At 42.5% G+C, this 24,789-nt stretch carries 24 protein-coding genes and 4 tRNA genes; 11 read left to right on the top strand and 17 right to left on the bottom strand.

Translation table 11 applies throughout. The features are described from left to right. Nucleotides 1-35: 35 nt before the first annotated feature. The 7 genes from tsf to RIB15_RS04055 all read right to left on the bottom strand — a co-directional run bounded on the left by tsf (nucleotide 36) and on the right by RIB15_RS04055 (nucleotide 5,507). Nucleotides 36-869, bottom strand: coding sequence for a translation elongation factor Ts (gene tsf / locus RIB15_RS04085; RefSeq protein ID WP_350200876.1), 834 nt, complete (start codon nucleotides 867-869; stop codon nucleotides 36-38). A 33-nt stretch (nucleotides 870-902) separates the two neighbouring features. After that, the gene (gene rpsB, locus RIB15_RS04080; protein WP_350200875.1) at nucleotides 903-1,802 is read right to left on the bottom strand and encodes a 30S ribosomal protein S2; all 900 of its coding nucleotides are present in this window, start codon (nucleotides 1,800-1,802) and stop codon (nucleotides 903-905) included. Nucleotides 1,803-1,940: 138 nt separating this feature from the next. Further along, nucleotides 1,941-2,327 (bottom strand): 30S ribosomal protein S9, encoded by a 387-nt coding sequence (gene rpsI, locus RIB15_RS04075; protein ID WP_350200874.1) that lies wholly within the window; start codon nucleotides 2,325-2,327, stop codon nucleotides 1,941-1,943. A gap of 6 nt (nucleotides 2,328-2,333) precedes the next feature. Further along, complete coding sequence (gene rplM, locus RIB15_RS04070; RefSeq protein WP_255134561.1) at nucleotides 2,334-2,777, bottom strand: 50S ribosomal protein L13; 444 nt, start codon at nucleotides 2,775-2,777, stop codon at nucleotides 2,334-2,336. A gap of 148 nt (nucleotides 2,778-2,925) precedes the next feature. Further along, nucleotides 2,926-4,194: a M12 family metallo-peptidase gene (locus tag RIB15_RS04065; RefSeq protein WP_350201447.1), complete on the bottom strand. Its 1,269-nt coding sequence runs from the start codon at nucleotides 4,192-4,194 to the stop codon at nucleotides 2,926-2,928. A 33-nt stretch (nucleotides 4,195-4,227) separates the two neighbouring features. After that, nucleotides 4,228-4,755, bottom strand: a complete 528-nt coding sequence (locus RIB15_RS04060) for a hypothetical protein (protein ID WP_350200873.1) — start codon at nucleotides 4,753-4,755, stop codon at nucleotides 4,228-4,230. Nucleotides 4,756-4,799: 44 nt separating this feature from the next. Continuing rightward, the gene (locus RIB15_RS04055; protein ID WP_350200872.1) at nucleotides 4,800-5,507 is read right to left on the bottom strand and encodes a hypothetical protein; all 708 of its coding nucleotides are present in this window, start codon (nucleotides 5,505-5,507) and stop codon (nucleotides 4,800-4,802) included. 398 nt (nucleotides 5,508-5,905) lie between these two features. Between RIB15_RS04055 and acnA the strand changes: the two genes are divergently transcribed. Further along, nucleotides 5,906-8,617, top strand: a complete 2,712-nt coding sequence (acnA, locus tag RIB15_RS04050) for an aconitate hydratase AcnA (RefSeq protein WP_350200871.1) — start codon at nucleotides 5,906-5,908, stop codon at nucleotides 8,615-8,617. Nucleotides 8,618-8,785: 168 nt separating this feature from the next. Further along, nucleotides 8,786-9,928 (top strand): GAF domain-containing protein, encoded by a 1,143-nt coding sequence (locus tag RIB15_RS04045; RefSeq protein ID WP_350200870.1) that lies wholly within the window; start codon nucleotides 8,786-8,788, stop codon nucleotides 9,926-9,928. Here the strand turns inward: RIB15_RS04045 and RIB15_RS04040 are convergent. From RIB15_RS04040 to RIB15_RS03995, 10 genes are all read right to left on the bottom strand, one after another. Then, nucleotides 9,925-11,103 (bottom strand): FAD-dependent oxidoreductase, encoded by a 1,179-nt coding sequence (locus RIB15_RS04040; protein WP_350200869.1) that lies wholly within the window; start codon nucleotides 11,101-11,103, stop codon nucleotides 9,925-9,927. The genes RIB15_RS04045 and RIB15_RS04040 overlap by 4 nt on opposite strands. Beyond that, nucleotides 11,090-11,785, bottom strand: a complete 696-nt coding sequence (locus RIB15_RS04035; RefSeq protein ID WP_350200868.1) for a methyltransferase domain-containing protein — start codon at nucleotides 11,783-11,785, stop codon at nucleotides 11,090-11,092. Before RIB15_RS04035 ends, RIB15_RS04040 begins: the two co-directional genes overlap by 14 nt. Before the next feature lie 3 nt (nucleotides 11,786-11,788). After that, entirely contained in the window at nucleotides 11,789-12,895 is a 1,107-nt protein-coding gene (locus RIB15_RS04030) for a type III polyketide synthase (protein ID WP_350200867.1), read from the bottom strand. A 55-nt stretch (nucleotides 12,896-12,950) separates the two neighbouring features. Then, nucleotides 12,951-14,300, bottom strand: coding sequence for an MATE family efflux transporter (locus tag RIB15_RS04025; RefSeq protein ID WP_350200866.1), 1,350 nt, complete (start codon nucleotides 14,298-14,300; stop codon nucleotides 12,951-12,953). Nucleotides 14,301-14,370: 70 nt separating this feature from the next. Then, the gene (locus RIB15_RS04020; protein ID WP_350200865.1) at nucleotides 14,371-18,282 is read right to left on the bottom strand and encodes a sensor histidine kinase; all 3,912 of its coding nucleotides are present in this window, start codon (nucleotides 18,280-18,282) and stop codon (nucleotides 14,371-14,373) included. 27 nt (nucleotides 18,283-18,309) lie between these two features. Further along, complete coding sequence (locus RIB15_RS04015; RefSeq protein ID WP_350200864.1) at nucleotides 18,310-19,281, bottom strand: 2-hydroxyacid dehydrogenase; 972 nt, start codon at nucleotides 19,279-19,281, stop codon at nucleotides 18,310-18,312. A gap of 10 nt (nucleotides 19,282-19,291) precedes the next feature. Next, nucleotides 19,292-19,729, bottom strand: coding sequence for a hypothetical protein (locus RIB15_RS04010; protein ID WP_350200863.1), 438 nt, complete (start codon nucleotides 19,727-19,729; stop codon nucleotides 19,292-19,294). Continuing rightward, the gene (gene rsfS, locus RIB15_RS04005) at nucleotides 19,726-20,145 is read right to left on the bottom strand and encodes a ribosome silencing factor (RefSeq protein ID WP_350200862.1); all 420 of its coding nucleotides are present in this window, start codon (nucleotides 20,143-20,145) and stop codon (nucleotides 19,726-19,728) included. The genes RIB15_RS04010 and rsfS overlap by 4 nt, the downstream gene beginning before the upstream one ends. Before the next feature lie 3 nt (nucleotides 20,146-20,148). After that, nucleotides 20,149-20,613, bottom strand: a complete 465-nt coding sequence (locus RIB15_RS04000) for a LytR C-terminal domain-containing protein (protein WP_350200861.1) — start codon at nucleotides 20,611-20,613, stop codon at nucleotides 20,149-20,151. A gap of 19 nt (nucleotides 20,614-20,632) precedes the next feature. Further along, nucleotides 20,633-21,139, bottom strand: coding sequence for a hypothetical protein (locus tag RIB15_RS03995; protein WP_350200860.1), 507 nt, complete (start codon nucleotides 21,137-21,139; stop codon nucleotides 20,633-20,635). A 168-nt stretch (nucleotides 21,140-21,307) separates the two neighbouring features. On the opposite strand from RIB15_RS03995, the gene queA reads away from it, so the two are divergent. From queA to RIB15_RS03950, 9 genes are all read left to right on the top strand, one after another. Next, entirely contained in the window at nucleotides 21,308-22,363 is a 1,056-nt protein-coding gene (queA, locus tag RIB15_RS03990) for a tRNA preQ1(34) S-adenosylmethionine ribosyltransferase-isomerase QueA (protein ID WP_350200859.1), read from the top strand. Nucleotides 22,364-22,365: 2 nt separating this feature from the next. Further along, entirely contained in the window at nucleotides 22,366-23,055 is a 690-nt protein-coding gene (gene ispD / locus RIB15_RS03985; protein ID WP_350200858.1) for a 2-C-methyl-D-erythritol 4-phosphate cytidylyltransferase, read from the top strand. Nucleotides 23,056-23,060: 5 nt separating this feature from the next. Beyond that, nucleotides 23,061-23,537 (top strand): 2-C-methyl-D-erythritol 2,4-cyclodiphosphate synthase, encoded by a 477-nt coding sequence (gene ispF / locus RIB15_RS03980; RefSeq protein ID WP_350201446.1) that lies wholly within the window; start codon nucleotides 23,061-23,063, stop codon nucleotides 23,535-23,537. Continuing rightward, on the top strand, nucleotides 23,537-24,184 hold the full coding sequence (locus RIB15_RS03975; RefSeq protein WP_350200857.1) for a DedA family protein: 648 nt from the start codon (nucleotides 23,537-23,539) through the stop codon (nucleotides 24,182-24,184). Before ispF ends, RIB15_RS03975 begins: the two co-directional genes overlap by 1 nt. 67 nt (nucleotides 24,185-24,251) lie before the next feature. After that, nucleotides 24,252-24,324, top strand: a tRNA-Thr gene (locus RIB15_RS03970). Between the two features lie 29 nt (nucleotides 24,325-24,353). Continuing rightward, nucleotides 24,354-24,436 (top strand) — tRNA-Tyr (locus RIB15_RS03965). A gap of 7 nt (nucleotides 24,437-24,443) precedes the next feature. Beyond that, nucleotides 24,444-24,516, top strand: a tRNA-Gly gene (locus RIB15_RS03960). 7 nt (nucleotides 24,517-24,523) lie between these two features. Further along, nucleotides 24,524-24,595: transfer RNA gene (locus RIB15_RS03955), tRNA-Thr, on the top strand. A 58-nt stretch (nucleotides 24,596-24,653) separates the two neighbouring features. Further along, the coding region (locus RIB15_RS03950; RefSeq protein WP_350201445.1) for a GTP-binding protein at nucleotides 24,654-24,789 on the top strand (136 nt) is incomplete at its 3' end.

Here is a 24,789-nt window from a genome sequence, read left to right as displayed (position 1 = left end):
GTCAATTTTGACAGCCTTAATGTAAAGAAAATTTATTAGTCGTTTTCGCCGAGTTGAAGCCGGTAGAACGACTTAACGAGCGGAGCATCATTTTGCTCGAGGTACTGCTGTACCGAAACGCTGTTATCTTTTACGAATTTCTGTTCCAGAAGAACACGTTCTTCATAGAAACGACGAAGTTTGCCTTTAGCAGCTTGCTCAGCAATGTGCTCAGGCTTTCCTTCGTTCAGAAGCTGGTCTTTAGCGATTTCAAGCTCTTTCTCTACCAGTGAAGAATCAACACCATCACGGGTTACAGAAAGAGGCTTCATAGCCGCTACCTGCATGGCAACATCTTTACCGATTTCATCATCCGTAAGATCACCGTCAAATTCAGCCAATACTCCTAATTGGTTGCCTGGGTGGATATAAGAAATCAGCGTTCCTTCAGTAGTAACCAAAACAACGTTGTTGATTTCAATTTTCTCACCAATCTTGCCTACCATTTCTTCGAGATGCTTCTCGATGGTAAGGCCATTAACCTCGATTTTCAGAAGGTCGTCTACATTATCGATGTCATTATCGAAAGCAGCGTTTAGGAAAGACTCAGCATCATCCTGAAATTCCTGATTTCGGGCTACGAAATCGGTTTCACAGTTAATTTCAAGCAGACAAGCCTTGGTTTTGTCATCATTGATACGGCTCAGGATCAATCCCTGATTTGCTTCACGATCAGATCTCTTCTCGGAAACTTGCTGTCCTTTTTTACGCAGGATTTCAACAGCACGGTCGAAATCACCATCTGCTTCGGAGAGGGCTTTCTTACAGTCCATCATACCCGCTCCGGTCATGTCACGAAGTTTTTTTACGTCAGCAGCAGAAATGCTCATTATTCTGAATAGTATTTTTGGAGTTGGAAATTTTTATTCTTCTTCATCATTGCTGTCGTCAGCATCCGCTTTCGCTTCGGCTTTGTCAGCTTTCTTGTCGTCATCTTTTTTAGAAGACTTTTTCTTGCGACGGGAACGTAATTTGGTTCCTTTAGCAGCGTCTTTTACATCAACATCGTCATCTTTATCATCGCCTTTGGCTTCAGCAGCAGCTTGTTCCATCACGTCTTCTTCCTGCTGTGCTTCACGCTCGGCTGAACCTTCGATAATGGCATCGGCAACCTGAGTTGCTACCAGCTGGATGGTACGCGCTGAGTCGTCATTACAAGGAACGATGTAGTCAGGAATATCCGGATCACTGTTGGTATCAACCATTGCAATGATTGGGATGTGAAGTTTAATCGCTTCACTAACGGCAAGGTGCTCTTTAATAATATCTACTACAAAAATAGCACCGGGAAGACGACCCATGTTTTTAATACCACCAAGAGTGTCATTCAGTTTGTCCTGCTCTCGTTGCAGCATCAAACCCTCTTTCTTGGTAAGCTCGTCAAAAGTACCGTCAGTTTTCATGCGCTCAATTTCCTCCATTCGGGAAATACTCTTGCGAACGGTACTGAAGTTGGTAAGCATACCGCCTAACCAGCGATGCGTAATGTGTGGCATACCACATCGTAACGCTTCGGTTTTGATGATTTCGGTAGATTGCTTTTTGGTACCTACAAAAAGAATAGTTTTACCGGCACGAGAAAGTTTTTGAACTTCGTCGAGGGCTTCTTGTAAATATTTCTGAGTTTTCTTCAGGTCAATGATGTGAATCCCGTTTCGTTGCATGAAGATGAAATCCTTCATTTTTGGATTCCATCGACGGGTTAAGTGACCGAAGTGTGCGCCTGACTTAAGCAGGTCTTGTATGGATGCAGCTTTTGGCATTGTAATAAGTATGTAAGTTTAGGTTAATCCTCTGTGTGGGTCTTCCCCGAACGTTAATCCTGAGTCAAGCCCAAGACACCAAACGCAGGGTCGCCACACATGTGTGATTGTGTTTTGAAAAAATTGGTCGCGTAAATATTAACGCTTAGAGAACTGGAATTTCTTACGAGCTTTAGGCTGACCGTATTTCTTACGCTCTACCATTCTGTCGTCTCGGGTAAGAAGTCCATGTCCCTTAAGAACATCGTGGAGATCTTCATTCTCTCCGTCCAGAGCACGTGCAAGAGCATGAGAGATCGCACCGGCTTGTCCGGTACTTCCACCACCGCGAACGGTGATTTTAATGTCATACTTGCCTTCAGTTTCCGTTACGCTCATTGGAAACAGCGCAATATTACGGCGTGCTTTTACTGGAAAATATTCTTCAATGGGTTTGTGGTTAACGAGAACTTCGCCTTTACCCGGCTTGATGTACAAACGGGCTGTTGCAGTTTTTCGTCGTCCTATGTAATTCGCTTGTGCCATTATTGATTAAAGCTCAATGATTTCTGGTTCTTGTGCAGTATGCGGATGTACGGGGCCGGCATAAACTCTCAAGTTGGTAGCAATTTTATTGCCCAACTTGGTTTTAGGAAGCATGCCCTTCACAGCAGTAGTTACTAAAGAAGTTGGATCCTTCTCCAACATCTCAGCTGCTGTTTCAAATCGCTCTCCGCCCGGGTAAAAGGTGTGACGGAAGTATGTTTTATCCGTCATTTTCTTACCAGTCAGCTTCACCTTTTCAGCATTGATAACAATTACGTTATCGCCTGTATCCATATGTGGGGTGAAGGTAGGCTTTGTTTTACCTCTCAAAATTTTTGCTACTTCGCTACTCAGGCGACCCAAAGGCTGATCTTCAGCATCAATGAGTACCCAGTTCTTTTCAATATCGCTGGGTTTAGCTGAGTATGTTTTAAAACTTAATGTGTCCACGATTAAACTCTTTTATTTCGTCAAATTGGAAAGTCGAATAAGATAGAAGTAATTCTTGTAGATATCAACATGAGAATGAATAAAAAAAGCCGGAAAGAAGAAGCTTTCCGGCTATAGTGTAGAATTAATGACAATTCAGAGAAAACGACTATTTAATCAATTGCATTTTCAGTTCCTGAGTGAAAGTTTCCCCGCTTTGGCCTGTCGCAACCAAGCGAGCAATATAGATACCGCTGGACAGGTTTCCGGCATCAAAAGTGTATTCATGGAATCCGGCGCTCATGGAGGTATTTACCAGGGTTGCTACTTCCTGTCCCATAATGTTATACACCTTCAGCGTCACGTCAGCAGCTTCCGGCAGGGCATAGTTTATCTGGGTAGACGGATTAAAGGGATTGGGGTAGTTTTGGCTAAGCTCAAACTGCTCAGGAAGGGTGATGGCTTTACAGATTATACACCCACTTCCGTCTGTAATGAGAATATTTTTGAGGTCTTCATCCGTGTTTGAGTTGTTGTCAGTTACCGTTACCCGCAAACTAACCTGACCGGCAGTAGCGCTATTATAGGTAATGGAACTGCCGGTTCCAATGTTTACCCACGGGCTGGTGCTGGAGGTTTTTTTGGCCCACTGGTAAGAGTAAGGAGTAACACCGCCGGTAACACTGGCACTATAGGTATAGTTCTGATTGGTTTCAATTGAGGATGGGCCTGAAAGATTAACGACAGGAGGAGGAGCAGGAGGATTAAAATTTGAAACGATTCCCGCCCTGTTATCCCAAACTCTGGCATTATCTTCATCTGATGCTGTTCCTGTTGCTACCCCTGCGAACGTTTCATCTGGATTGGAAAAGTGGTTAATTCTTGAACTTCCGCTTGGGGGATAGGCCATAATGGTACTCCAGTTTGCAGGGTTGTAATTATACCCATGACCATAGGGGTAATATGGGTTTTGATCCTGACTCTTATTGTGTTGAGCGCCAATGTTATGGCCTATTTCATGTGCCATGGTATAAGTAGAAACAAAACGATCTTCTCGGGCTATTGAAAATGCATAATCTGTATCAGATCTTAGCCATCCAATTCCAGCCCCTCCTGAACCGGTTATGAGAACGACTACTTGTGCATCATAATCATATCTCTTTTCGTGTATTTGATCAATATATCCATTCAAAGAAGAATAGGAACTACATTCAGTTGGGGTATCAGTTTCTGAAGTAGTTAATCTACAAAGATTGAGGAACGAGTCAGAGCTTTCAGAGTAATTTACCTCCATGGTATGCACGACATCCACATCTGCATTGATTCCGCTATTAGAAAATGAATTATCCATATTTCCTTCAGCTAATACTATTGAACTTTCAATATTTCCTGAATGATTATTTTTTGCATTAGTCGTATAAGCTACAAGTATATTAATTGTTGGAGTGCTGATTTTGTTTTTACCTGCGTTTTAATGCTTTCTACTCGTATCAGTGTTATTGTTCTCCACTTCAATAGGGGCTAATTCATGATCTAACTCAGAGGAATCAATTTCTTTTAGGATATGGTATGTGGTGTTTTGCAAGGGGCCAATGTCAAACATTATACCTTTTGCGCGGATCATGCCGGTTAAATCATTTTCGGAAATTACCAAGCTAAAACTTGCGCTATTTTCCTCATCAACCCCTTTCCAATAGTGGTATCCTTCTTTTATTGACTTTGCAGATGTCTTCAAAAAATTAAAAGAATCCCCATTTGGAAGACGTACAGAAATGGATAGTTTCTCAGATTGAGATTGCAATTCATGAATTTCAATCAATCGTACACTTTTTACTTGTTTAGCACTTTCAATTTTATTCAGCAATTCATTTGCTGTATTAGAAAGTGAGTTTCGTTCCACAGTAGAATATGTGAACAAATTACTCTCCTCTTGAGCATACAATGTTGATGTGAATAGTAAGCTCAAAATTATAATGGTTAATCTTGATTTCTTTAACATATTTCTCCTTGTTTTATTAATTGGGATAATCCCCAAAAACCTCATTATTTAACTCTGTAATCCATTAAGAAATATTCACCGGCATAATTGGTAGAATCATTTGTCCCGACTGTTTTACCTCCGACAATTCCAGTTCCTGGCTTTACATATATGTATTGATAATATGGGAATAGACGATTATAGTCTTGATGTCTGTACACGTAGCAATTTTCAAAAACTCCGGCTGGAGTGGTAATTGTGCGGTTGGTCTCCATTAATTCAATGGTGCGGGTGCTGCCTATTTTGTACTCTTTCGTTTCCGTATCAAATAAAATTTGCCGGGAACTCAGAGTATCCCCCGCTTCAGCGGGATATGCGTATCGGCGATTATTAATGTAAAGCGAATCAATATCTGTCCAGCCGCCCAGGAAATAATGCCCATCCTGTCCGTTTGCTTTCAGGGCAATTAACGCATCATCAGCTGGCTGGCTGTCATATCGGAACCGTACGGATTCGAAAGCATCTACCATAATGTCTTCCGCAATAATTCTTCGGGTTCCAATAATCTCTTCTCGGACAGTATCCTTATTGGAGGGATCTAAGTACCACTGTTCATACACCCAGTAATTACCTACTTCAAGGGGAATAAGTTCTTGTTGGGGCGGGATCAGTTCTTTTATTTTTTTCTCATCCTCACCACCTAACAAACTGCATCCTGAAAACAATACTAATACAGAGGCGATGAACATATAGATGAAAGTTATCTTTCGCATATCTCTCTTAACTATTTTTTTTTTTTGAGTTTAGTTACTAAGTAATAGATATATAAACTTATCGGTTGTTACAAATTAATTTTTGCAGCAGATAAAATTTATTCGAAGTAACGCCTGTTAAATTAACTAAGTCGGGTACAGGTTTTGGAATAGTTCCTGCACTTATCAACAGAGATTAACCAAATGATCGGTTTGTTAGTATTGAAGAAGTTTATCTTGTTTTAACGCTCTGTTCTACAATGCACCACCAAGGTTATGGACCAGCGAGACCAGTGTAATCGGTAACGTTGAATCAATCACCGGATTCAATAAATCTCATAGATACTTCATAAAGACAAAGCCCAAAAAGATTTGTACCTTTGGGTATTAGGAGAAAGAAAATCTAAATCGAGTAAAAAATGAGCGACAAACTGAAGCAAACCAGAGTTGAATTTGAAACCGGTTCGGGCAAGGCTTACTTGCATAGCCTTCCAAAACTGAAAGAGCTGGGTTATAAGAGTATTGATAAACTCCCCTTCTCTGTAAAAATATTGTTGGAAGCCGTACTCCGCGAATTTGACGGATACGCTGTTACTGAAAAAGATATTGAGGCACTGGCTAATTATAATGCCAAAGATCCACAGGGTGAAATTCCTTTTAAACCTTCCCGGGTAGTGTTGCAGGATTTTACCGGAGTTCCGGCTGTAGTTGATTTGGCTGCCCTCCGGTCTGCGATGAAACGCATGGGTGGTAAAGCTACCGACATCAACCCACAGGTTCCTGTAGACCTGGTGATTGACCACTCTGTACAGGTTGATATGTTCGGGCAAGATGCCGCGCTGATGTTCAACGTGGAAAAAGAAATGGAGCGTAACAACGAGCGCTACGAATTCCTGAAATGGGGTAAAGAAGCTTTTGATAACTTCCGCGTGGTACCTCCGGGACGTGGAATTGTGCACCAGGTAAACCTTGAGTATTTAGGCCGCGGTGTTTTCACCCGGAAAGAAGCAGACGGATCTACAACTGCTTATCCTGATACGCTGGTTGGAACCGATTCTCACACAACCATGATTAACGGACTCGGTATTCTCGGCTGGGGCGTTGGTGGAATTGAAGCGGAAGCAGCCATGCTGGGCCAGCCTATTTCCATGTTGGTTCCTGAAGTAACCGGAATGAAACTGACAGGCAAACTTCGCGAAGGGGTTACCGCTACCGACCTGACGCTTACGGTTACTCAAATGCTCCGTGAGCATGGCGTAGTGGGTAAGTTTGTTGAATTTTACGGGGATGGGCTCAGCAACATGAGTCTTCCTGACAGGGCTACCATCGCAAACATGGCTCCTGAGTACGGAGCTACCATGGGCTTCTTCCCAATTGATAAAGAGTCATTGCGATATATGAGAAGAACCGGACGTTCCGAAGAGTTGGTGCAACTGGTTGAAAATTACACCAAAGCTCAGGGCTTATTCAGAACGGATGATACTCCTGATCCGGAATTCTCTTCTACACTGGAACTTGATCTGAGTACCGTTGAGACTTCACTTGCAGGCCCAAAACTTCCTCACGACCGGATTACCCTCGGTAATATGAAGAAGGCGTTCGAAAACTCGCTGACCAGCGACAACCCAACCATGGGTTTCAACCTGGCGCAGGAAAAACTGGCCAACAAAGGATTGTATAAGAACGGACAGGAAATTGAGATGAAGCACGGTGATGTGGTTATTGCCGCGATTACATCCTGTACCAACACTTCCAACCCAAGCGTAATGCTGGGTGCCGGAATTGTTGCGAAAAAAGCATATGAAAAAGGACTTAAAGTACCTGCTTATGTGAAAACTTCACTCGCTCCCGGTTCACGTGTGGTAACTGAGTATCTGAAAGAAGCCGGTTTGACCGAGTACATGGATAAACTTGGATTTAACCTGGTCGGTTACGGCTGTACAACTTGTATCGGAAACTCAGGCCCGTTACCCGAACCGGTTGAGCGAGCCATAAAAGAAGGCGACCTGATTGCCGCTGGTGTACTTTCCGGAAACCGTAACTTTGAAGGCCGAATTCACCCATGGGTGAAAGCAAATTACCTGGCTTCACCGCCGCTGGTTGTAGCTTATGCACTGGCCGGAAGCGTTGATATCGATCTTGCCACCGAACCTTTAGGTAAAGACAAAGATGGCAATGATGTTTATTTGAAAGATATCTGGCCATCAACGGCTGAGATTGCTGAACATCTGGATGCAGCTATTCGTCCGGAGCTGTTCGAGAAAATGTATGGTGATATTTTTGAATCACCGACCTGGGAAGAAATTCCGGTATCTGGTGGGGATTTGTTCAACTGGAGTGAAGAATCAACCTACATTCAGGAACCTCCATTTTTCATGGATATGAATGAAGAGCCGGAGCCCATCAAGCCCATTAAAGGCGCGAGAGCTTTGGTGAAAGTTGGCGACTCCATCACCACTGATCATATTTCTCCAGCTGGTAATATTAAAGAAGACGCTCCGGCAGGAATTTACCTTAAAGAACATGGAGTGGAGAAAAAAGACTTTAACTCCTACGGTTCACGCCGCGGTAACGACCGTGTGATGACGCGTGGTACCTTTGCCAACGTTCGATTTAAGAATCAGCTGGCTCCCGGAAAAGAAGGCGGGTTTACCAAGTATTTCCCTGATGATGAAATCACAACGATTTATGATGCATCACTGAAATACAAAGAAACAAATACGCCTCTGGTTGCCTTAGCTGGTAAGCAGTACGGAACCGGTTCATCACGTGACTGGGCGGCAAAAGGTACAGCGCTGCTCGGAATCAAAACGGTAATTGCGACTTCTTATGAGCGTATTCACCGATCAAACCTGATCCAAATGGGTGTACTTCCCCTTCAGTTTAAAGAAGGCGAAAGTGCTGACACGCTTGGCTTAGACGGTTCAGAAACATTTGATATCCACGTGGATGACAATGTGAAAGCACGTGACGAGATCAAAGTGACGGCAACCAAAACCAATGGAGAAGTTGTTGAGTTTGTGACGGATTGTAGAATTGATACTCCTGTTGAGGTAGATTACTACCGCAATGGAGGGATTCTGCATACGGTACTGCTTGATTACCTTAAAAAGAGCAAAGCAGAAAACTAATCAACTTGGTTAAATGAGTCTAAAGCACAGAATTTTATTCTGTGCTTTTTTTATTTTCTATAATGATTATTATTGGAGTGCAAAAAGGGGAGCTAAATTTCTCAGTTTTAGCCTCTTATAAAGACAATTTTCGGGTATATAGTTATTAAAGACGAGGACAAAAATATAGTGAGAGAAGGTATAAAGACTTCTGGCCATGAAGGACTTTTACTGCATGTTGTAGATGGAATAAACAGAACGTTGCAGTTGAAAGAAGTGCTTCGGAAATGTATGGAAGCTGCCAAAGTAGTGATGAATTCGGAAGCAAGTTCTCTCATGCTTTTGGATGAACTTACCGGTGACTTAAATGTGAGCATACCCACCGGCCCCGTAAAAGATGAAATTATGGGGATGGCTGTTCCGAAAAGTAAGGGAATTGGCGGATGGGTGATTTCCTATAACCAGCCCTTTATTTCAAATGATGTAGTAGAAAGTGATATTTTCTGGAAAGACTTATCTACAGGCTTCACAACCCGGAATATCATTTGTGTGCCTTTGCAGGATAATGAGGGACAGGCATTCGGTGTACTACAGGCCATCAACAAAAAGGATGGGCAGATGTTCGTGAACGAAGATGTACCTGTGTTTGAGTCGCTGGCCCTTCATGTTGCTTCCGCCATCGAGCGGTCCAAAAAATTTGATGAGGTGGAGAGAAAACTTTCCGAACGGGATGAACAGCTTCTTGATATTCGTCAGCAACTGTATGATAACTTGTCGGCAATCTCTGATCTTCTGGAATTTGATTTAGAAGAAATCAGAGATCTTAAATCACGAAGGATTTTGCATTCTGCAAACTCCCGGATCAAATCGGTGATGGAAGTGCAGTCCTTTTTGCCTGACAGAGAAAAGCCTGACGCTATAGACTTACCTGCATACCTGGGGTTGGTTGCAAGTCAGGTTGAACATGCATTTGAAGATTCAGAGAAAGATGTTCGACTCAATTTACGCTTTGAAGAGGTGAGTCTGGATAGTAATCGAAGCATGTTATGCGGATTAATTCTGAATGAGTTAATGACCAATGCATACAAAAAAGCTTCTTCTGGTAAAGAAATCGGCGAAGTAATTGTAAGCCTGAAGCAGACCAGCAAAGACAAAATTGTGATTATTGTGACAGACAATGGGCGAGGAACTGAAGTAGAAGAGAAGGGTGATGAGGTTAAGAAAAGTCCCAAATCAGTAGTTCAGAAACTGGTAGAAAAACTGGAAGGCGATATAACCTATACTCAGAACCCGGAGATTGGTTCAACCAGTATTCTTTCCTTTCATGTTTAAATCCACCAGTCGTTTAACCCGCGCATAGTGAAAATCTCTGCCACCTTGTTTCTCAGGGGTGATTGTAATATGCCTTTAACAAAGAGATTCCTAAGAAACGGAATACCGGGTTTTCTGCCCAAAGCCATGTTGATTTCAGCCCGGCGGCCCACTTTTTTGACTATTTTCTTTTGGCGGAGAGAATATTTTTTAAGAGTGGCAGGGTCATAGTTTAATTCGCCTTTGTCATCAGTAAGTGTATGTAACCGCTTTGCCAAATTCTGGCAATCCAGCCAGCCTAGGTTCATTCCCTGACCACCAATGGGGCTGACAACATGAGCTGCGTCGCCGGCTAATAAAACCCTTCCCTTTGCAAATGTCTCTGCCATAAAATGTTGAACCCCAAAGCTGCTGAGCATGGTACTTTTGATTTCGGACAAATCATAACCAAGCCTTTCTTGAACCAATGTCGCCAGCTTTAACTGGCTGGGTTCCGAAATATATTGGTTGGTCTTTACTACCCATCGCCGCATTCCGTTAGGAAGAGGAAAACACTCAATAAGTCCGCCGTTTGGAAGGAATACAGCTGCATCAGCGCCAAAGTCGGTGGTGTCTTCAAAATCGCCCATAATGTAGGTATCGTTATATCGCTTTCCGGAATAGTGGATAGAGGCTTGTTGACGGACGGCGCTGTTTTTCCCGTCACAACCGATGATGTAGTTAGCCGTTATTTGTTGATTTGTTTGCTGATCAATTGAATAGGTAATTTCCACAAACTGCTCATGTTCATCAAAGTGTTTTACAGTTGCTCCGGTTATAAGGGCATCTTCATCAAGCTTTTGCAGTTCATTACGCAAGATTTTTTCTGTGGTGAATTGTGGACAAGCCAGAATATAATTGTGAGGTTTGGGGCAGTATTCGAATGAAATTTCACCCAGCTTTTTGTCTTCGGTAAGCGCAAGACCTTTCCTGATTTTTAAACCGGAAGTTAAGAATGGCTCCGTGATCCCAACTTCATCAAAAAGCTCAAGAGATACAGGGTGAATGCCCAATGACCGTGAATCAGGTACAGGTTCTTGCCTTTTCTCCAATACCCGGCACTTAATTCCTTTTTTGATCAGGCATATGGCAAGAAAAAGTCCTACGGGACCTCCGCCCACAATTACGACGGGTATGTCAACATCAGCTTTTGTCATGTATCAATAATAGGCGAAAGGGAAATAATCGTTTTACCGTCCAATTTTTTGGAATCATTTCTTTAATCTCGGCTTTTGTATAGCTGCGTTTTATGGAGGTTAATCCATCGGCAACGATAAAAGAGTTTCTGAAAATCAATCGGGCAAAAGTAGTGAAGAGAGCAAACCCTATATCACTTCGCTCAATATCATTAAAGATTACTTTTTGAGAAGCCAGCGCTTTAGCTTCTTTTAAAATCTGGTTGGTTTGATGTTCAGAAAGATGATGAAGCACGTGATTGGAAATCACAAAATCGAATGAGACGGATTCGGAAAGCAGATCGGTAGAAGAACAGTACTTAAATGTAATCTCATTCGGAGTGTCGATTTTTTGAACGTAGTCGAAGGCGCGTTTGTCTGTTTCTATGGCTGTAATCTTTACATCAATCCCATCCTTCTTAGCCCACTCCGTTAGTTGTATCGGAACATCGCCTCCACCAAATCCAATATCAAGGAGGGTGTAGGTTTTGCTTTCATGCATCAGAGGCCGGAGTTCATTCTTATAGATGCTTTTCCACTGTGATAGCAGCAGGTTGATGGTTGCAAATTGACGATAGGTATTCTCTAAAAGAGCAGGATCACAATCTTTGTGATCCATGTATTCTATCAGGTTTGGCCGGCGCTTTGATAGAAATACAGGCATAGTTTAGTTCTGCTTTGGGTGGATTACTTTCAAAAGACCGCTTTCTATAGTCAGGCCAGGGCCGAAAGCCATCGATAGGACATTTTGTCCGGCCGATAACTCAGAATCGAGTAACTTCTTAAGTACAAATAAAACCGTAGCGCTGCTCATATTTCCAAATTCGGCCAAGACACTTCGGGAAGCAGAAATTTGCTCAGGACTCAACTTAAGGCTGTCTTCAATTTTATCCAGTATGGCCCGGCCTCCCGGATGCAGAGCCCAATAGTCTATGTCTTGGTTGTTGAGATTGTACTTATTATAGAGGGGCTTCACGACCGACTCCAGGTTTTCCTTGATGATATCCGGCACATAGGTGGAAAGCACCATGTTGAAGCCAGAATCGCCGATCGTCCAGGCCATATCTTTTTCTCCCTTAGGAACCAGTGAAGATGCAAATTGCTGAATCTCAAAACTTTGTTTCTTTGGTGGTTTTGATGAGATAATCATTCCGGCAGCACCATCTGCAAATACAGAACCCGATAGTAAATTGTCTGTGTCGTTCTTAAATTGAAAATGGAGGGTGCATAGTTCTGCACTTACCAATAAAACAACGGCATCCGGGTCGGCCTTGCAAAAAGACTGTGCCATTTTCATAGCTGGAAAAGCAGCATAGCACCCCATAAAACCAACATGAAAGCGTTCGGTTGAGGGCTTAAGCCCCAGAGCTTTTACTAATTCATAATCTGGCCCGGGAGCGTAAAAACCCGTACATGAAACGGTTATTACGTGTGTAATTTCTTCAGAAGAAATATGAGGATTATCAGCAAGCAGTTTCCGACCAACATCCACAAAAAGCTTTCTTGATTCTTTCTCGTATACCTGATTTCGGGCTGCGGTACCCGGTTCTGTTTTAACCTGACCATTGAAAAATAATTTGCCATGTTGGTTGGGTTCAAAATCTTGTACTACAGAATGCCGTTTTTCTATCCCAGACTGCGTATAGATGCGATGAATAATGGATTTGGTTTTTCGATCGGTTCCTACATGCTTTTTCATGACTTCGCGGATGTGCTGCTGATCACTTGAGAAAGGAGGAACTGAAGTTGCTATATCATGAATAAAAATGGCCATGCAGTAGGATAACAATTTGGGTGTGTTATCCAAACCTTTTGAATCAGGGCTTCATTCAGATTGTGTTTTTGGCTTTAGTAAGCTTATTAAATCGATAATTATGGAGAACGGCTGCTACACTCAGTCCCCCAATCAGCCCAATCCAAAGGCCTTCGGGCCCGTATCCGAGATGAATTCCTAACAGATATCCCGTTGGAAAACCAATCAGCCAGTAGGAAATGAAATTCACAATCATGGGAACACGGGTGTCTTTCAGTCCTCGCAGCGCTCCAAAAGCACCTACCTGTAATCCATCTGAAATCTGGAAAATGGCAGCCATAAAAAGCAGGGAAACGGCAACGGTTGCTACATCAATATCGTCGGTGTAAATACTGATGATAAATTCGGGGGCCAGAAATAATAAAATGGCGGTAAGCGTCATCACTCCTGCACAAATGATAATTCCCACAAATCCACGAAATCGGGCTTTGGCCATCGATCCCTGTCCCCACGAAAACCCTACTCGCTGAGATATTGCCATAGAAAGCCCAAAGGGAATCATGAACATAGTGGCAGCTACATTAATGGCGATTTGGTGAGCTGCTGCTGCTTTTACACTAAGTGTTCCCATTAATAAGCTGACGGTAGCAAAAAGCAGTACTTCCATTGAAGAGCTGATTCCGTTTGGAACCCCGACTTTAATGAGTTCTCCAATGTATTTCCACTCCGGTCCGGTTGTTCGTTCAAAAATATTAAATCGTTTGAAGGGTTTGAATGAGGCAGTAAAGGCGATAAAAATCACGGCTCCGAAAAAGTTAATAATTGAAGTCGCATAGCCGGTTCCTATCGCCCCCAACGCAGGAAACCCTAATTTTCCATACATCAGCACATAATTGGCTCCAACGTTGAGTACAAGGCTCGCGGCTGCGATATACATAGCCGGCTTGGTGACGGATAGTCCCTCACTAAAATAACGCACGCCAGCATAGGCAAGCAGCGGTAAAATCCCCCAGGAAATAGCTTTCAGGTATCCATCGGCTAAGGGAATAATTTCCGGAGTAACACCCATGAGGTGCATCACCAAATCCAGATTGCGTATCAGGAAGAAGGCCGGGATGGTAAGCATGAGGATAAGCCAGAACATCTGCCGGGCACTCTTACCTATTTCCTCAAACTTACGGGCTCCCAAAAGCTGAGAAACCACCGGATTAACGGCAATGAGTGTAGCCATGCAAAAAATCCCGATGGGCATATAAATAGCATTCCCTATGGCAACGGCAGCAAGATCAAGAGCAGAAAGATTACCTGCCATCACGGTATCGGTAAAATTAAGTCCCATGCGCAAAAGCTGGGTGGCAATAATGGGGCTTCCAATGGCCAGTAATTTCAGGCCTTCTTTCTTTATTTCTCTACGAGGGATTTTCATCAGGGAAGCAAAGGTACGGACAAATATTTATCAATTCGGATAAAGTTTAAGTAAAAAATGTCAGTCCTGTTTAGGCATTCCCTGATTCTCTGCTATGGATTGGAAGAGTTATTCTAAAGATGGTTTCCTTACCAGGGGTAGATTCAAAGGATATTTTACCATCATGTTCTTCAATGATTTTTTTCGAGATAGCCAACCCTAAGCCAGTGCCACTTGATTTTGTAGAGAAGTTAGGGACAAAAATATCCTCATTATTTTCTTTTGGGATGCCTTCGCCGGTGTCTACAACTTCTATGAGCACAAATGGTTTGTCTTTATCGGTCAATGAGCATAAAGTGACAGTCCCTCCATTGGGCATGGCTTCTGAAGCATTCTTCATTAAGTTAACAAGTACCCTGCGAAGTTCCTCCTTAACACCCATTACATATAATTCTTCAGAATACAGTTCTGTTTTAATTCTAAGGTCATCTTCAGGTTGATAGAGCTCTGCTACAGAAGCCAGTAAACTATTTATTTCAATCTCTTTGAATTCTTTACTGGATGGTTTTGCAAACTTAGAAAAGTCTGAAGCAATATGATTCAGAGATTCAATTTGCTCAATCATATTAGCAGCTATCTTCTCTATTTTTGGCTTCATCAGTTTGAACTCTTCCTCTGGCACATTAAGCTGACGTTCCAGGTGCTGCAAGTTTAACTTCATTGGAGTAAGCGGATTTTTAATTTCATGGGCAACCTGCTGGGCCATCTCTTTCCATGCGGCTTCTCGTTCGGCACGGGCCAGATCTTGCTGCAGATCTTTTAACTTATACACCATGACGTTGTAGGCATTTGTCAGAGAGCCAATTTCATCTTTGCTTTTCACGGGTAGCGTGGTTTCCAAATCCCCGCCGGATATTTTCTTCAGTCCCTCACGGAGTGCTTCAAGGGGTGAGGTTAATTGGGTAGAGATTAAAGCAGCTCCGATAATGAAAAGCCCGAAAATAATTACATAAAAGCCAAGTAAATAGCTGGTTGTAGAAAGCAGCTGTTCATTGAATTTAGGAGCTTCAAGGAATGTTGGGATCGCTACAATTCCGGCAATTTCTGCTTCACTGTTGAGCCAGGGTTGATAACCTATCAACAGTTGCTGATTACCAAGTATCGCTTTCCTTGTAACCTGCTGGTTACCCCTGTTGTAAATAGATTCATATACATCCCAGGGCAATATTCTTGGCAGAAGATGTTGATTATAAATCTGGCTGGTGGTAGATGTGTTTATAGTTTTATCCCTGTAAAGAGCGGCATCAGCATCGAGTGTGGATGTCAGTTCATTCAGGGGTATTACAGAGGCGTTGGGCGATTGTGTCTCCTGAAGAGAAATGGCATCAGTAAGATTGCCGAGTTTATCAAGCAGCTGATCCTGTACGCTTTTCTGGTTTTGGCTCTTGATGGCATAATACGTGGTGGCAATTAATGCCATCAGGCAGAGCAGGGAGGCAAAAACGAACCGATCAATCAACCGGTCCCGGAATCGTCTGTTATGACCAAGAATATTCAGGTCTTTTTTCCAGAAAAGAGAGCCCAGAACGAGTAACCCGGTAATCAATACACTAAAGAAAAAACGAAGAACGGAAAAAAGATGGTTGTCAAAACCAGGATGGTTCGTGGCCGCCCGAATAATTTTCTCACCGGAAGTTGCAATAAAGAATTCCCGGATTTGTTGATCTCCCAGCCCTGATGTTCGGAACATCGAGGAATCCTGTTCCATCATGATTTCCTCAGTTAACTCATCAGGAAGCCGCAAATAGCTGGGTATTTCCAAAGGAATACCAACGATATTTCTGCGAGAGGCGAGTTTATCTACATATTCTGTGATGCTGATAGACGCATTCCAGTTCTCACTGCACTCTGAGGCAATAACAGCACGTAATGGCTTTTCAAATTGAGGGCGTTCGCGATAAACAGAGCATAATATCCATCCTATCCGTTGCGGGGCGGCTCGATTTTCATAAAGTGGAATCCATGCACGCCGAAATGAGGAGTAGTTAGAATTTGTCTCATTCAGTGGCCTCTCACGTACAATAGGTCTCAGGTTTGCTAATCTTATTTGTTCTTCTTCGAACGGAATAACAAGAGACAAAATGTTGAAAGCACGGGTCCATGCCGGAGAATCCAAATCAGACGAATATTCACCGATAATATCGCCGTTATTGTTAACGAGTTGGGTAGAAATCGAAAACCGCTCCCACTCTTCCGTGATGAGTTGTTGTGTTTGCTGGGTGAAATAGTTTTCTACAAAAGATGGGCGCTGGTTTAAATCCTGCTCGGTAAGGTTTGATACCGACCGTTCCAGGCTGGTTAACAAATTTCTCGCAATGTTTTCAGCTTGAGTAGCTTCCTCGTCTACAAATAACTCGGCCGCACGCTGCATTTGCCCATTTAGTCGCTCAGAATACCCTTTATAAACAGCAATATATGTTATACAAACCGAGATGTAGCTGAATAATAGCAGTAACCGCAAGCGAGATGCGTAAGTGAATAACGCAGGATTCTTATAAGCCAGAAAAATGAAAGTAAGAATGGTGGCGAAGAAAATTCCTGTGGTCAGAGTGATCCAGCCTGCAATATGAGTAGTCGCACTTAATTCGAACAGGATAAACATCCCAACTATATACCCTGAGAGAATAAATAAGAAAGATATGATAGTAGGGTTAAATGTCAGCTTTAAGATAAACCAGCCAAGCAGTGTTAATAGGGTAATACACGAGATGGAAAAAACGCCCGAAATGATATAAAAAACGAAGGTATCCCATTTTGGAAATACTTCAAGATCTAAAACCGGAATTGAAGTTTGTGTGAAGAGGTTGTAGGTCTCTATAATATAAAAGTGGAGCAAAAAGGCACATAAAAAACCAAAGAAGACCACCATTATTGGTACAATAATTTTAGGCTTTTCCCGAAGCTCTATCTCTGAAAAAACCAACGGACGAAAACAAACGATGGTTAGTAACAGAATGAATAAAGAATGCACGCCGTATTTAGCCATTGGTTTTAGGAGCAGGAAATCCTCCTGCCCTAAGGCATAGAAAATTTCAATCCAGCCTACACCATATTCTATATTGGAAAAGAAGGCCCAGGCCAGCGTGATGGCAAAAAGCTTGAGCAATAATGATTTCCATATACTCAACTCCCTGGAAACGGAGATTAAAAATAGAGTCACAAGGCAAATGAAGACCGCATAAAAAATAGCCCTGTATAAAAAGTAGCGATTTTGTTGGGTTGATCTGTAGCTTCCATAGTCTTCAGCAAGCGTATAAATTACCCCGGCCGAATCTATACTTTGAGTAGATATTTTTGTCTTGAACTGAACGTTCTGTGGAGGATTTTCAAAAAAGCTAAAATGGACAGGATATTCTGATTCTGATTGAAAAAGCAACGAAGGACTAAGCTCAGCATTACTCCCAATGGGTAAAATATTCTCCTGCTTAATTCTTTTCCGGGTAATGAGTTCATAATGTAATAAGGAATCATTCTGATCAACTTCCAGGGAAGTACGCAGATTTAAGAAGGTGACGTTATTATTTTGCTCAACGCTTACGAACACATCATTGCTGCTGCTATCAGGTTTAGCAGGAAGTGTTTTTGTCGCAAACCCGGTCCATAGCATCAGCTCGTTATCCCGAAACAGGGAAAGTCCCCAGAAGTCAAAGCCTTTCTCAGCTTCATCAGCTAATTCATTTAAAGGACTATTGCTCTCTAAGTGCCGTTTCGCAAATGCAGAAAACCGTTCGCTTTCATTGATAAAATTCTCTTCAAATTCGCTATAGTTTTGTAGCGCTTTATAGACAGACTGGTTTGCCAGTTGAACCTGTTCTATTTCAGAAAGCTCTCCTTGTTCAGTCCAAATTTCGAATATTCCATAGACCAGAGCGATCAGAGTCAGCAGAAAGGCAAGAGCCCAGGTTCTATTTTTTATGGGGGATTTCAATATAGCTCTACTCATAAAGTTAAGAACGAATATGAGCGTAAATTAACGGCTAATCAAGTTTGGTATTTCATGATCGGGCTTGCCTTCCAGTACAGATAAAATGGCTTTAGCGGCAAGCATTCCGATAGCCTCTCTGGTGCGATGGGTGGCACTGGCGATGTGTGGAAGTAAAATAGTATTCGGAGCGGATAACAAATCAGGATGTACTTCAGGCTCTTTTTCAAATACGTCCAAAGCAGCGCCTGCTATTTTTTCTGAATGTAAGGCCTGAGCCAAAGCAGCTTCATCAATAACAGCACCTCTTGAAATGTTTATTAATAATGCATGTTCCGGCATTAATTCAAGCAGCTCCTGATTCACCAGGTGATGTGTCTCGTTTGTAAGAGGGCAGTTCAGGCTGAGGACATCAGAACGTTTGGCCAGCTCTTTATGGTCTGAAATAAATTCTGCCTCAAGTTCTTTTTCTATTTCTTCGGCTAACTTTGCTCGGTTGTGGTAGATGATATTCATCCCAAAAGCACGAGCCCGGTTTGCAAAGGCCTGCCCAATTCTTCCCATGCCGATAATTCCGATGGTTCTGTCCCGCAATTCCATTCCCAAAAAACCAAGCGGTTCCCATCCTGTGAATTTGCCATCGCGAAGATACTGCTCGGCTTCCTTAAACTTACGTGAAAGAGCAAGCAGCAAACCCATTGCATAATCTCCACATGCTTCGGTTAGTACATCCGGAGTATTAGCTACTTTTATTTCCAGCTTATGAGCTGTTTCAACATCAATATTATCATATCCAACCGCGAAATTTGCTACCACTTTCAGATTTTTTCCAGCCTTCAAAACAGTATCAGATACAGGGTTTGAAAGCATAGAAAGCAAGCCGTCATAATCCGGGATGTCCCTGACCAGTGCTTCTTCTGATTGGTAGGTTCCTTTTTTGCCGATCGTGACGGATGCGAAGCTCTCCAAATATGCAATTACTTCATCAGGAATTGGCTCTGTAATAAGGATTTTGGGCATGCCGGGTTATTCAGTTGTTGGAACCTAAGGGTAGTTCAAATTCGATTCCATTTATTACAATCAATTTCATATTAGCCCATTGTTCAGCACTGATACCTTTATGAACGTAGGTGAAAGGAGCAATAGTTTCGGCACAGCTCTGCTGATATCTCTGCCATCCTATGATATCTATATATAGAATTTCAGGAACAGTACGTTCATCAACCCGCAGTATTTGGGTGCATGGATTTGGGAAAGTTCCTTCGATGAGCAACGTTTTTTGCTTTTGTACTCTGATAAAAGCAATACTATCAATGGTTACTCCTTTCTCTACATATGGTATGCGCTCTGGAGGGTTTTCTTTAACTAAATTCGGATACGTTTCTTCTAGTGTAGGTTGATTGGCGGCGCAACCCATGATGAAAAGAAAAAGAGTTAACGATAAGAGTAAGGATTTAAGAACGTTCATTTTTCGTCAGAATCTTCAATATAGGTAACCTTAGCATCATTCCACATGCGTTCGAGCCCGTAGAAGTCGCGTTTTTCTTTACTCATTACATGTACTACAATGTTTACAAAATCCAGGATTACCCATGAGCGCCCTTGCAGGCCTTCTTTCTTCCAGGCCTTTTCGCCCATTTTTTCACGAACATCGTCTTCCACTACATCAGCAAGGGCCTTAATTTGTACATCTGAATTACCATGGCACACTACGAAATAATCGGTAAGCGTAGTGAGCTCAGAAACATCCAGCACCGTAATGTCTTTACCTTTTCGGCTAAGCAGGGCTTCCGTGATCACTTCTACCATTTCCTGTGAATCGGGAGTGTCATCCGTAAAGGCGTTTTCAAATTGTTTTTTTGCTGGTTGTTTGATGTCGGTCATAAATTAATCAGTGTTTAGTTTTTCAAAGTCGTGGCCTATAATTACGCTTACGTCAAGATAGAAGTCGGGAGAAGACTCCCGTATTACATTTTGTTCAGAAACGCCAAGTGCATTGGCTACCCGGTAAGCGTTATCCATTACTCCGCTTCGTGATATTATAAGGGTTTCCTGGAGGTCAAACGTTTCAAAGTTTCCGGTTTCAACTACATCAAATCCATTTTTTCTAAGAAGTCCGGTGTAGGAATTGGCTATGCCTGATATCCCACAGCCATTTAAAACCTCAATCTGGATTATTTCGCTTATAAGCTCTGATTGAAGTTCAGCCCTTTCATTAAAAATACGCGGGTAAACAATGCGGGTAAAAAGTGCAGCAAACAAAACCAACAGGAGTACACTTAAAAATCCAATGGCGGCGTTTAAAAAAAGTTCGTTAGTACCGGAAGAGCTCTTGCCGTTTGTATCTGCCATCAACTAAAGGTTAATACTCCTAATACCAAGGGTTGAATCGGTTGTATCCATAAGACCCAAGCCCATAGGGATTATGAAAACCGTAAGCAGGCAACTGCTGGTACTGCAACTGAATGTGCGCGTTATCACTAATCTTATAGTTCAGCTCTGCGTTACGGATTAATACCTGTCCACCGAGGTTATTGTTGGTGTTAACAAAATCAGTGCCTCCGAAAGGAGAGTGAAGAAAAGATACATCAAGGCGCCCTGTGAGATCTGGGCTAAACATAAAATTGAGCGTGTTGGTGTATGCATTTACGTTTTGGTAAGAGCCACCCACAGCACCAAAACTCATTGAATAAGAATGACTCATGGTCACATTGTTCTGGAAAAAGTTGTTAAGCCATCCTTGAACAGTTGAAGATTGTGAATTAACAATCGGCCCTGAATAATCATAATACGTAGGGAGATTTTCTCTCAGCTGGGCAGAAAGTTGTACACTAAAAATAATTGCGAATGCAAAAGTGAGTGTGAATAATTTTTTCATATTGCTCGTAAAAGTTTACTGTTGAACGTAAGAGCAGTTCCTTAAGTATAATGAATTGGCCTATAATAATAAACAACAGACAATGGGGAGTTGCTTTGAAATCCCATAAAAAAAACTCTATCTTATTCAACTTTTCCAACAGTACTGAATAACCTGATAAATAGCTAAATGAAGCTCACCGACTTTAAATTTGAAATCGACGATTTAAACATTCCTGAAGAACCACTGAAGAAAAGAGATTCAGCCAAATTGATGGTTCTTAATCGTGCTGAAAAAACTATCGAGCATACTACATTTGATAAGATTCATGAATACATCAACAAAGATGATGTCATGATCTACAACAATACCAAAGTGTTCCCCGCTCGCCTGAATGGTAAGAAAGAGAAAACAGAAGCTGATATTGAAGTTTTTCTGTTAAGGGAATTGATGCCTGAAAATATGCTTTGGGATGTGTTGGTTGAGCCTGCCCGTAAAATCCGAATTGGTAATAAATTGTACTTCGGTGAAGAAGACGAAGAGCTGATGGCTGAAGTAGTAGACAATACTACATCCCGTGGACGCACCATTCGGTTTTTATATGAAGGGCCAAATCAAGAGCTATATAACAGGCTGGATGAGCTCGGCAAGATGCCTTTGCCTCCATATATTGAGCGTGAGCCTGTTGAGGAAGATAAAGAACGCTACCAAACGATTTTTGCTACCGAACGTGGCGCAGTTGCTGCTCCAGCGGCTGGTATGCATTTTACTGAAGAGTTAGTTGAGAAAATCAAAAAGAAAGGTGTTGAGTTCTTGCCAACCACTCTTCACATTGGCTGGGGAATCTTCCGCAATGTTGAGGTAGAAGATCTGACCAAGCACCGCATGGATTCAGATAATTACTTCATTTCTAAAGATACCTCTGATAAAATTAATGAGACTCTGAAGAAGAAAAAGAACCGGGTAATTGCCATTGGTTCAAGTTCCTGCCGAACAATTGAAACGAGTGTGATGGCCAGTGGCATGTCTAAAGCTGGTACCGGCTGGACTGATAAGTTCATTTATCCCCCTTACGATTTTAAAATCACTGAAGGATTGGTTATCAATTTCCATCAGCCAGAATCTACGCGACTTATGCTGGCAGCGGCTTTTGCAGGTTACGACTTCCTGATGGAAGCTTACGAAGAAGCCAAGAAAAATGATTACCGTATGTTTGCATTCGGTGATGCAATGCTGATTCTTTAGAAATGTCGAAACTGTCGGTCATAATACCGGCGGCAGGGTCGGGCGAGAGAATGGCTTCTGATATCCCTAAGCCTTTTTTGAAGGTGGGGAGTAAAACCATTCTCGAACATACCATTTCCAGGTTTCTTGAGGTTCCTGATGTAGTTCAGATCATAGTAGCTACATCAAAAAAATATATTCCCGAGATTAAATCTATATTTGATCAGGTTCCCACTACCTTGGATATACAAGTAGTGGAGGGAGGAAAAGAGCGGCAATTTTCGATCTATAATGCGCTTAAACTCGTTTCCCCAAACAGTGAATTGGTTGCCGTGCATGATGCAGTTCGGCCCTTTGTACGCAAGCAGCTAATCGAAGAATGCTGTAGCGTCGCCTCAAAAGTTGGTGGGGCAGTGTTGGGTGTTCCTGCCAAGGATACCATCAAAAGAGTAGATAAGAATAAGGTTATCGAGGATACCCCAAATCGTTCTTTTTTATGGCAAGCTCAAACCCCTCAGGTTTTCCAAAAAGCTTTATTAATGAAGGCTTACGAATCGGCACTTAAAGATCATTTTGTTGGAACCGATGATGCTTCACTGGTTGAACGTGTTGGCGGAGTCATTCAAATGGTTGAAGGGGATCGGGAGAATTTGAAGATTACCTATCCTATAGATCTCAAAATTGCGGAATTAATTCTTGGAGTGGAAAAATGAAGGGAATACGAATAGGATATGGCTATGATGTTCACCGGTTCAGCAAAGGTCGAAAACTTATGCTCGGCGGTGTTGAGATTCCTTATGAGAAAGGACTTCTCGGCCACTCCGATGCAGATGTGCTGCTTCATGCTGTAACTGATGCGATTCTTGGTGCCCTGGCTTTGGGGGATATTGGCGCCCATTTTCCTGATACAAATCCTGAATTCAAAAATGCAGATAGCAGAGTACTGCTTAGAAAAAGCTATGATCTGGTAACTCAAAAAGGATATGAGTTGGCGAACCTTGATGCTACAGTTGTAGCAGAAAGGCCAAAATTGCGCCCACATATAGATGATATCCGCAAAACCATAGCAGAAGACCTGGGATGTGCTATTGAAGATATATCTGTTAAAGCGACCACCTCAGAAAAAATGGGGTTTGCGGGCCGGGAAGAGGGAATCATAGCCCATGCTGTAGTTCTTATGCAAAGAGCAGGATGATGGCTGATCAAATTGTACAAAGTATTGTTGACTGGATTAGCGTGGTGCCACCTATTGGTGTTTACCTGATATTTTTTGGAATAGCCTATATCGAAAATCTAATCCCGCCAATGCCGGGAGATGTAATTGTGGCTTTTGGTGGATATTTAGCTGCCGAAGGACTCATTGAATTATTTCCGGTATGGAGCCTTACGGTTATTTCTTCTGTGGCTGGCTTTATGACAATGTATTGGCTTGGTCATCGGTGGGGAGCTCAAATTGAAGAAAATCGTGACAGCCATTTTTTGCTTCGCTTTATAGACTATAAATATTTTGCAAAAGGCAAAAAGTGGATGGAAAGATGGGGGCAAGGCGTGGTGATAGCGAATCGTTTTTTGGCGGGAACCCGGTCGGTGATCTCGCTCACAGCTGGCATGTCTCACCTCAAAATTACACCCACAATTCTGAGTTCATTGGTCAGTTCGGTTTTATGGAATACCCTGCTATTGGCGATGGGCTGGGTCATTCGTGATAACTGGCAAATTATCGGGGAGTATCTGTCCAACTATGGAAAGGTCATTTTAGCATTGATAGCACTGTTTATAGGGCTTAAGGCCTACTTTTCCTATCGCAGAAAGAGACAAGTCGTAAAAGATGAAAAAGAGTGAAATTTTTTCACAAAACATTATTGACAATCAAAGCTATCATACTTAATTTTGAAGTCTTTCGCGAAAAGCCAGTGTAGCTCAGTTGGTAGAGCAACGGTTTTGTAAACCGTCGGTCATCGGTTCGAATCCGGTCACTGGCTCAGCGATCTTTAATTTATTGATTTTATCTGGGGAGATACCAAAGCGGCCAACTGGGGCAGACTGTAAATCTGTTGTCGTGAGACTTCGTAGGTTCGAATCCTACTCTCCCCACGCGTAAGCGAGCGTAGCTCAATTGGTAGAGCGTCACCCTTCCAAGGTGAATGTTGCCGGTTCGATTCCGGTCGCTCGCTCAACGACGCCGATATAGCTCAGGGGTAGAGCACTTCCATGGTAAGGAAGGGGTCGTCGGTTCAAATCCGACTATCGGCTCAGGTCGAAATTTTATTGATGTGAATTTTAAAATAATACTTAACAAAACAGCTTAATCATGGCAAAAGAGACCTTTCAACGGAACAAGCCCCATGTGAACGTGGGAACGATAGGACACGTAGACCACGGCAAGACGACTTTGACGGCGGCGATCACCACGGTAATGGCGAAGACCTACGGTGGGGTAGCTAAAC

Origin of the sequence: Gracilimonas sp., assembly GCF_040218225.1 — a bacterium.
GTDB lineage: Bacteria > Bacteroidota > Rhodothermia > Balneolales > Balneolaceae > Gracilimonas.
The sequence above is the reverse complement of the archived record's forward strand: the minus strand, read 5'-3'. Positions and strand labels throughout refer to the sequence as shown.

Bases quoted from the DNA above. Each gene is read 5' to 3' on its own strand.
- tsf (WP_350200876.1), bottom strand. From the start codon at position 869: ATGAGCATTTCTGCTGCTGACGTAAAAAAACTTCGTGACATGACCGGA.
- rpsB (WP_350200875.1), bottom strand. From the start codon at position 1,802: ATGCCAAAAGCTGCATCCATACAAGACCTGCTTAAGTCAGGCGCACAC.
- rpsI (WP_350200874.1), bottom strand. From the start codon at position 2,327: ATGGCACAAGCGAATTACATAGGACGACGAAAAACTGCAACAGCCCGT.
- RIB15_RS04060 (WP_350200873.1), bottom strand. From the start codon at position 4,755: ATGTTAAAGAAATCAAGATTAACCATTATAATTTTGAGCTTACTATTC.
- RIB15_RS04055 (WP_350200872.1), bottom strand. From the start codon at position 5,507: ATGCGAAAGATAACTTTCATCTATATGTTCATCGCCTCTGTATTAGTA.
- acnA (WP_350200871.1), top strand. From the start codon at position 5,906: ATGAGCGACAAACTGAAGCAAACCAGAGTTGAATTTGAAACCGGTTCG.
- RIB15_RS04040 (WP_350200869.1), bottom strand. From the start codon at position 11,103: ATGACAAAAGCTGATGTTGACATACCCGTCGTAATTGTGGGCGGAGGT.
- RIB15_RS04035 (WP_350200868.1), bottom strand. From the start codon at position 11,785: ATGCCTGTATTTCTATCAAAGCGCCGGCCAAACCTGATAGAATACATG.
- RIB15_RS04030 (WP_350200867.1), bottom strand. From the start codon at position 12,895: ATGGCCATTTTTATTCATGATATAGCAACTTCAGTTCCTCCTTTCTCA.
- RIB15_RS04025 (WP_350200866.1), bottom strand. From the start codon at position 14,300: ATGAAAATCCCTCGTAGAGAAATAAAGAAAGAAGGCCTGAAATTACTG.
- RIB15_RS04020 (WP_350200865.1), bottom strand. From the start codon at position 18,282: ATGAGTAGAGCTATATTGAAATCCCCCATAAAAAATAGAACCTGGGCT.
- RIB15_RS04015 (WP_350200864.1), bottom strand. From the start codon at position 19,281: ATGCCCAAAATCCTTATTACAGAGCCAATTCCTGATGAAGTAATTGCA.
- RIB15_RS04010 (WP_350200863.1), bottom strand. From the start codon at position 19,729: ATGAACGTTCTTAAATCCTTACTCTTATCGTTAACTCTTTTTCTTTTC.
- rsfS (WP_350200862.1), bottom strand. From the start codon at position 20,145: ATGACCGACATCAAACAACCAGCAAAAAAACAATTTGAAAACGCCTTT.
- RIB15_RS04000 (WP_350200861.1), bottom strand. From the start codon at position 20,613: ATGGCAGATACAAACGGCAAGAGCTCTTCCGGTACTAACGAACTTTTT.
- RIB15_RS03995 (WP_350200860.1), bottom strand. From the start codon at position 21,139: ATGAAAAAATTATTCACACTCACTTTTGCATTCGCAATTATTTTTAGT.
- queA (WP_350200859.1), top strand. From the start codon at position 21,308: ATGAAGCTCACCGACTTTAAATTTGAAATCGACGATTTAAACATTCCT.
- ispD (WP_350200858.1), top strand. From the start codon at position 22,366: ATGTCGAAACTGTCGGTCATAATACCGGCGGCAGGGTCGGGCGAGAGA.
- RIB15_RS03975 (WP_350200857.1), top strand. From the start codon at position 23,537: ATGGCTGATCAAATTGTACAAAGTATTGTTGACTGGATTAGCGTGGTG.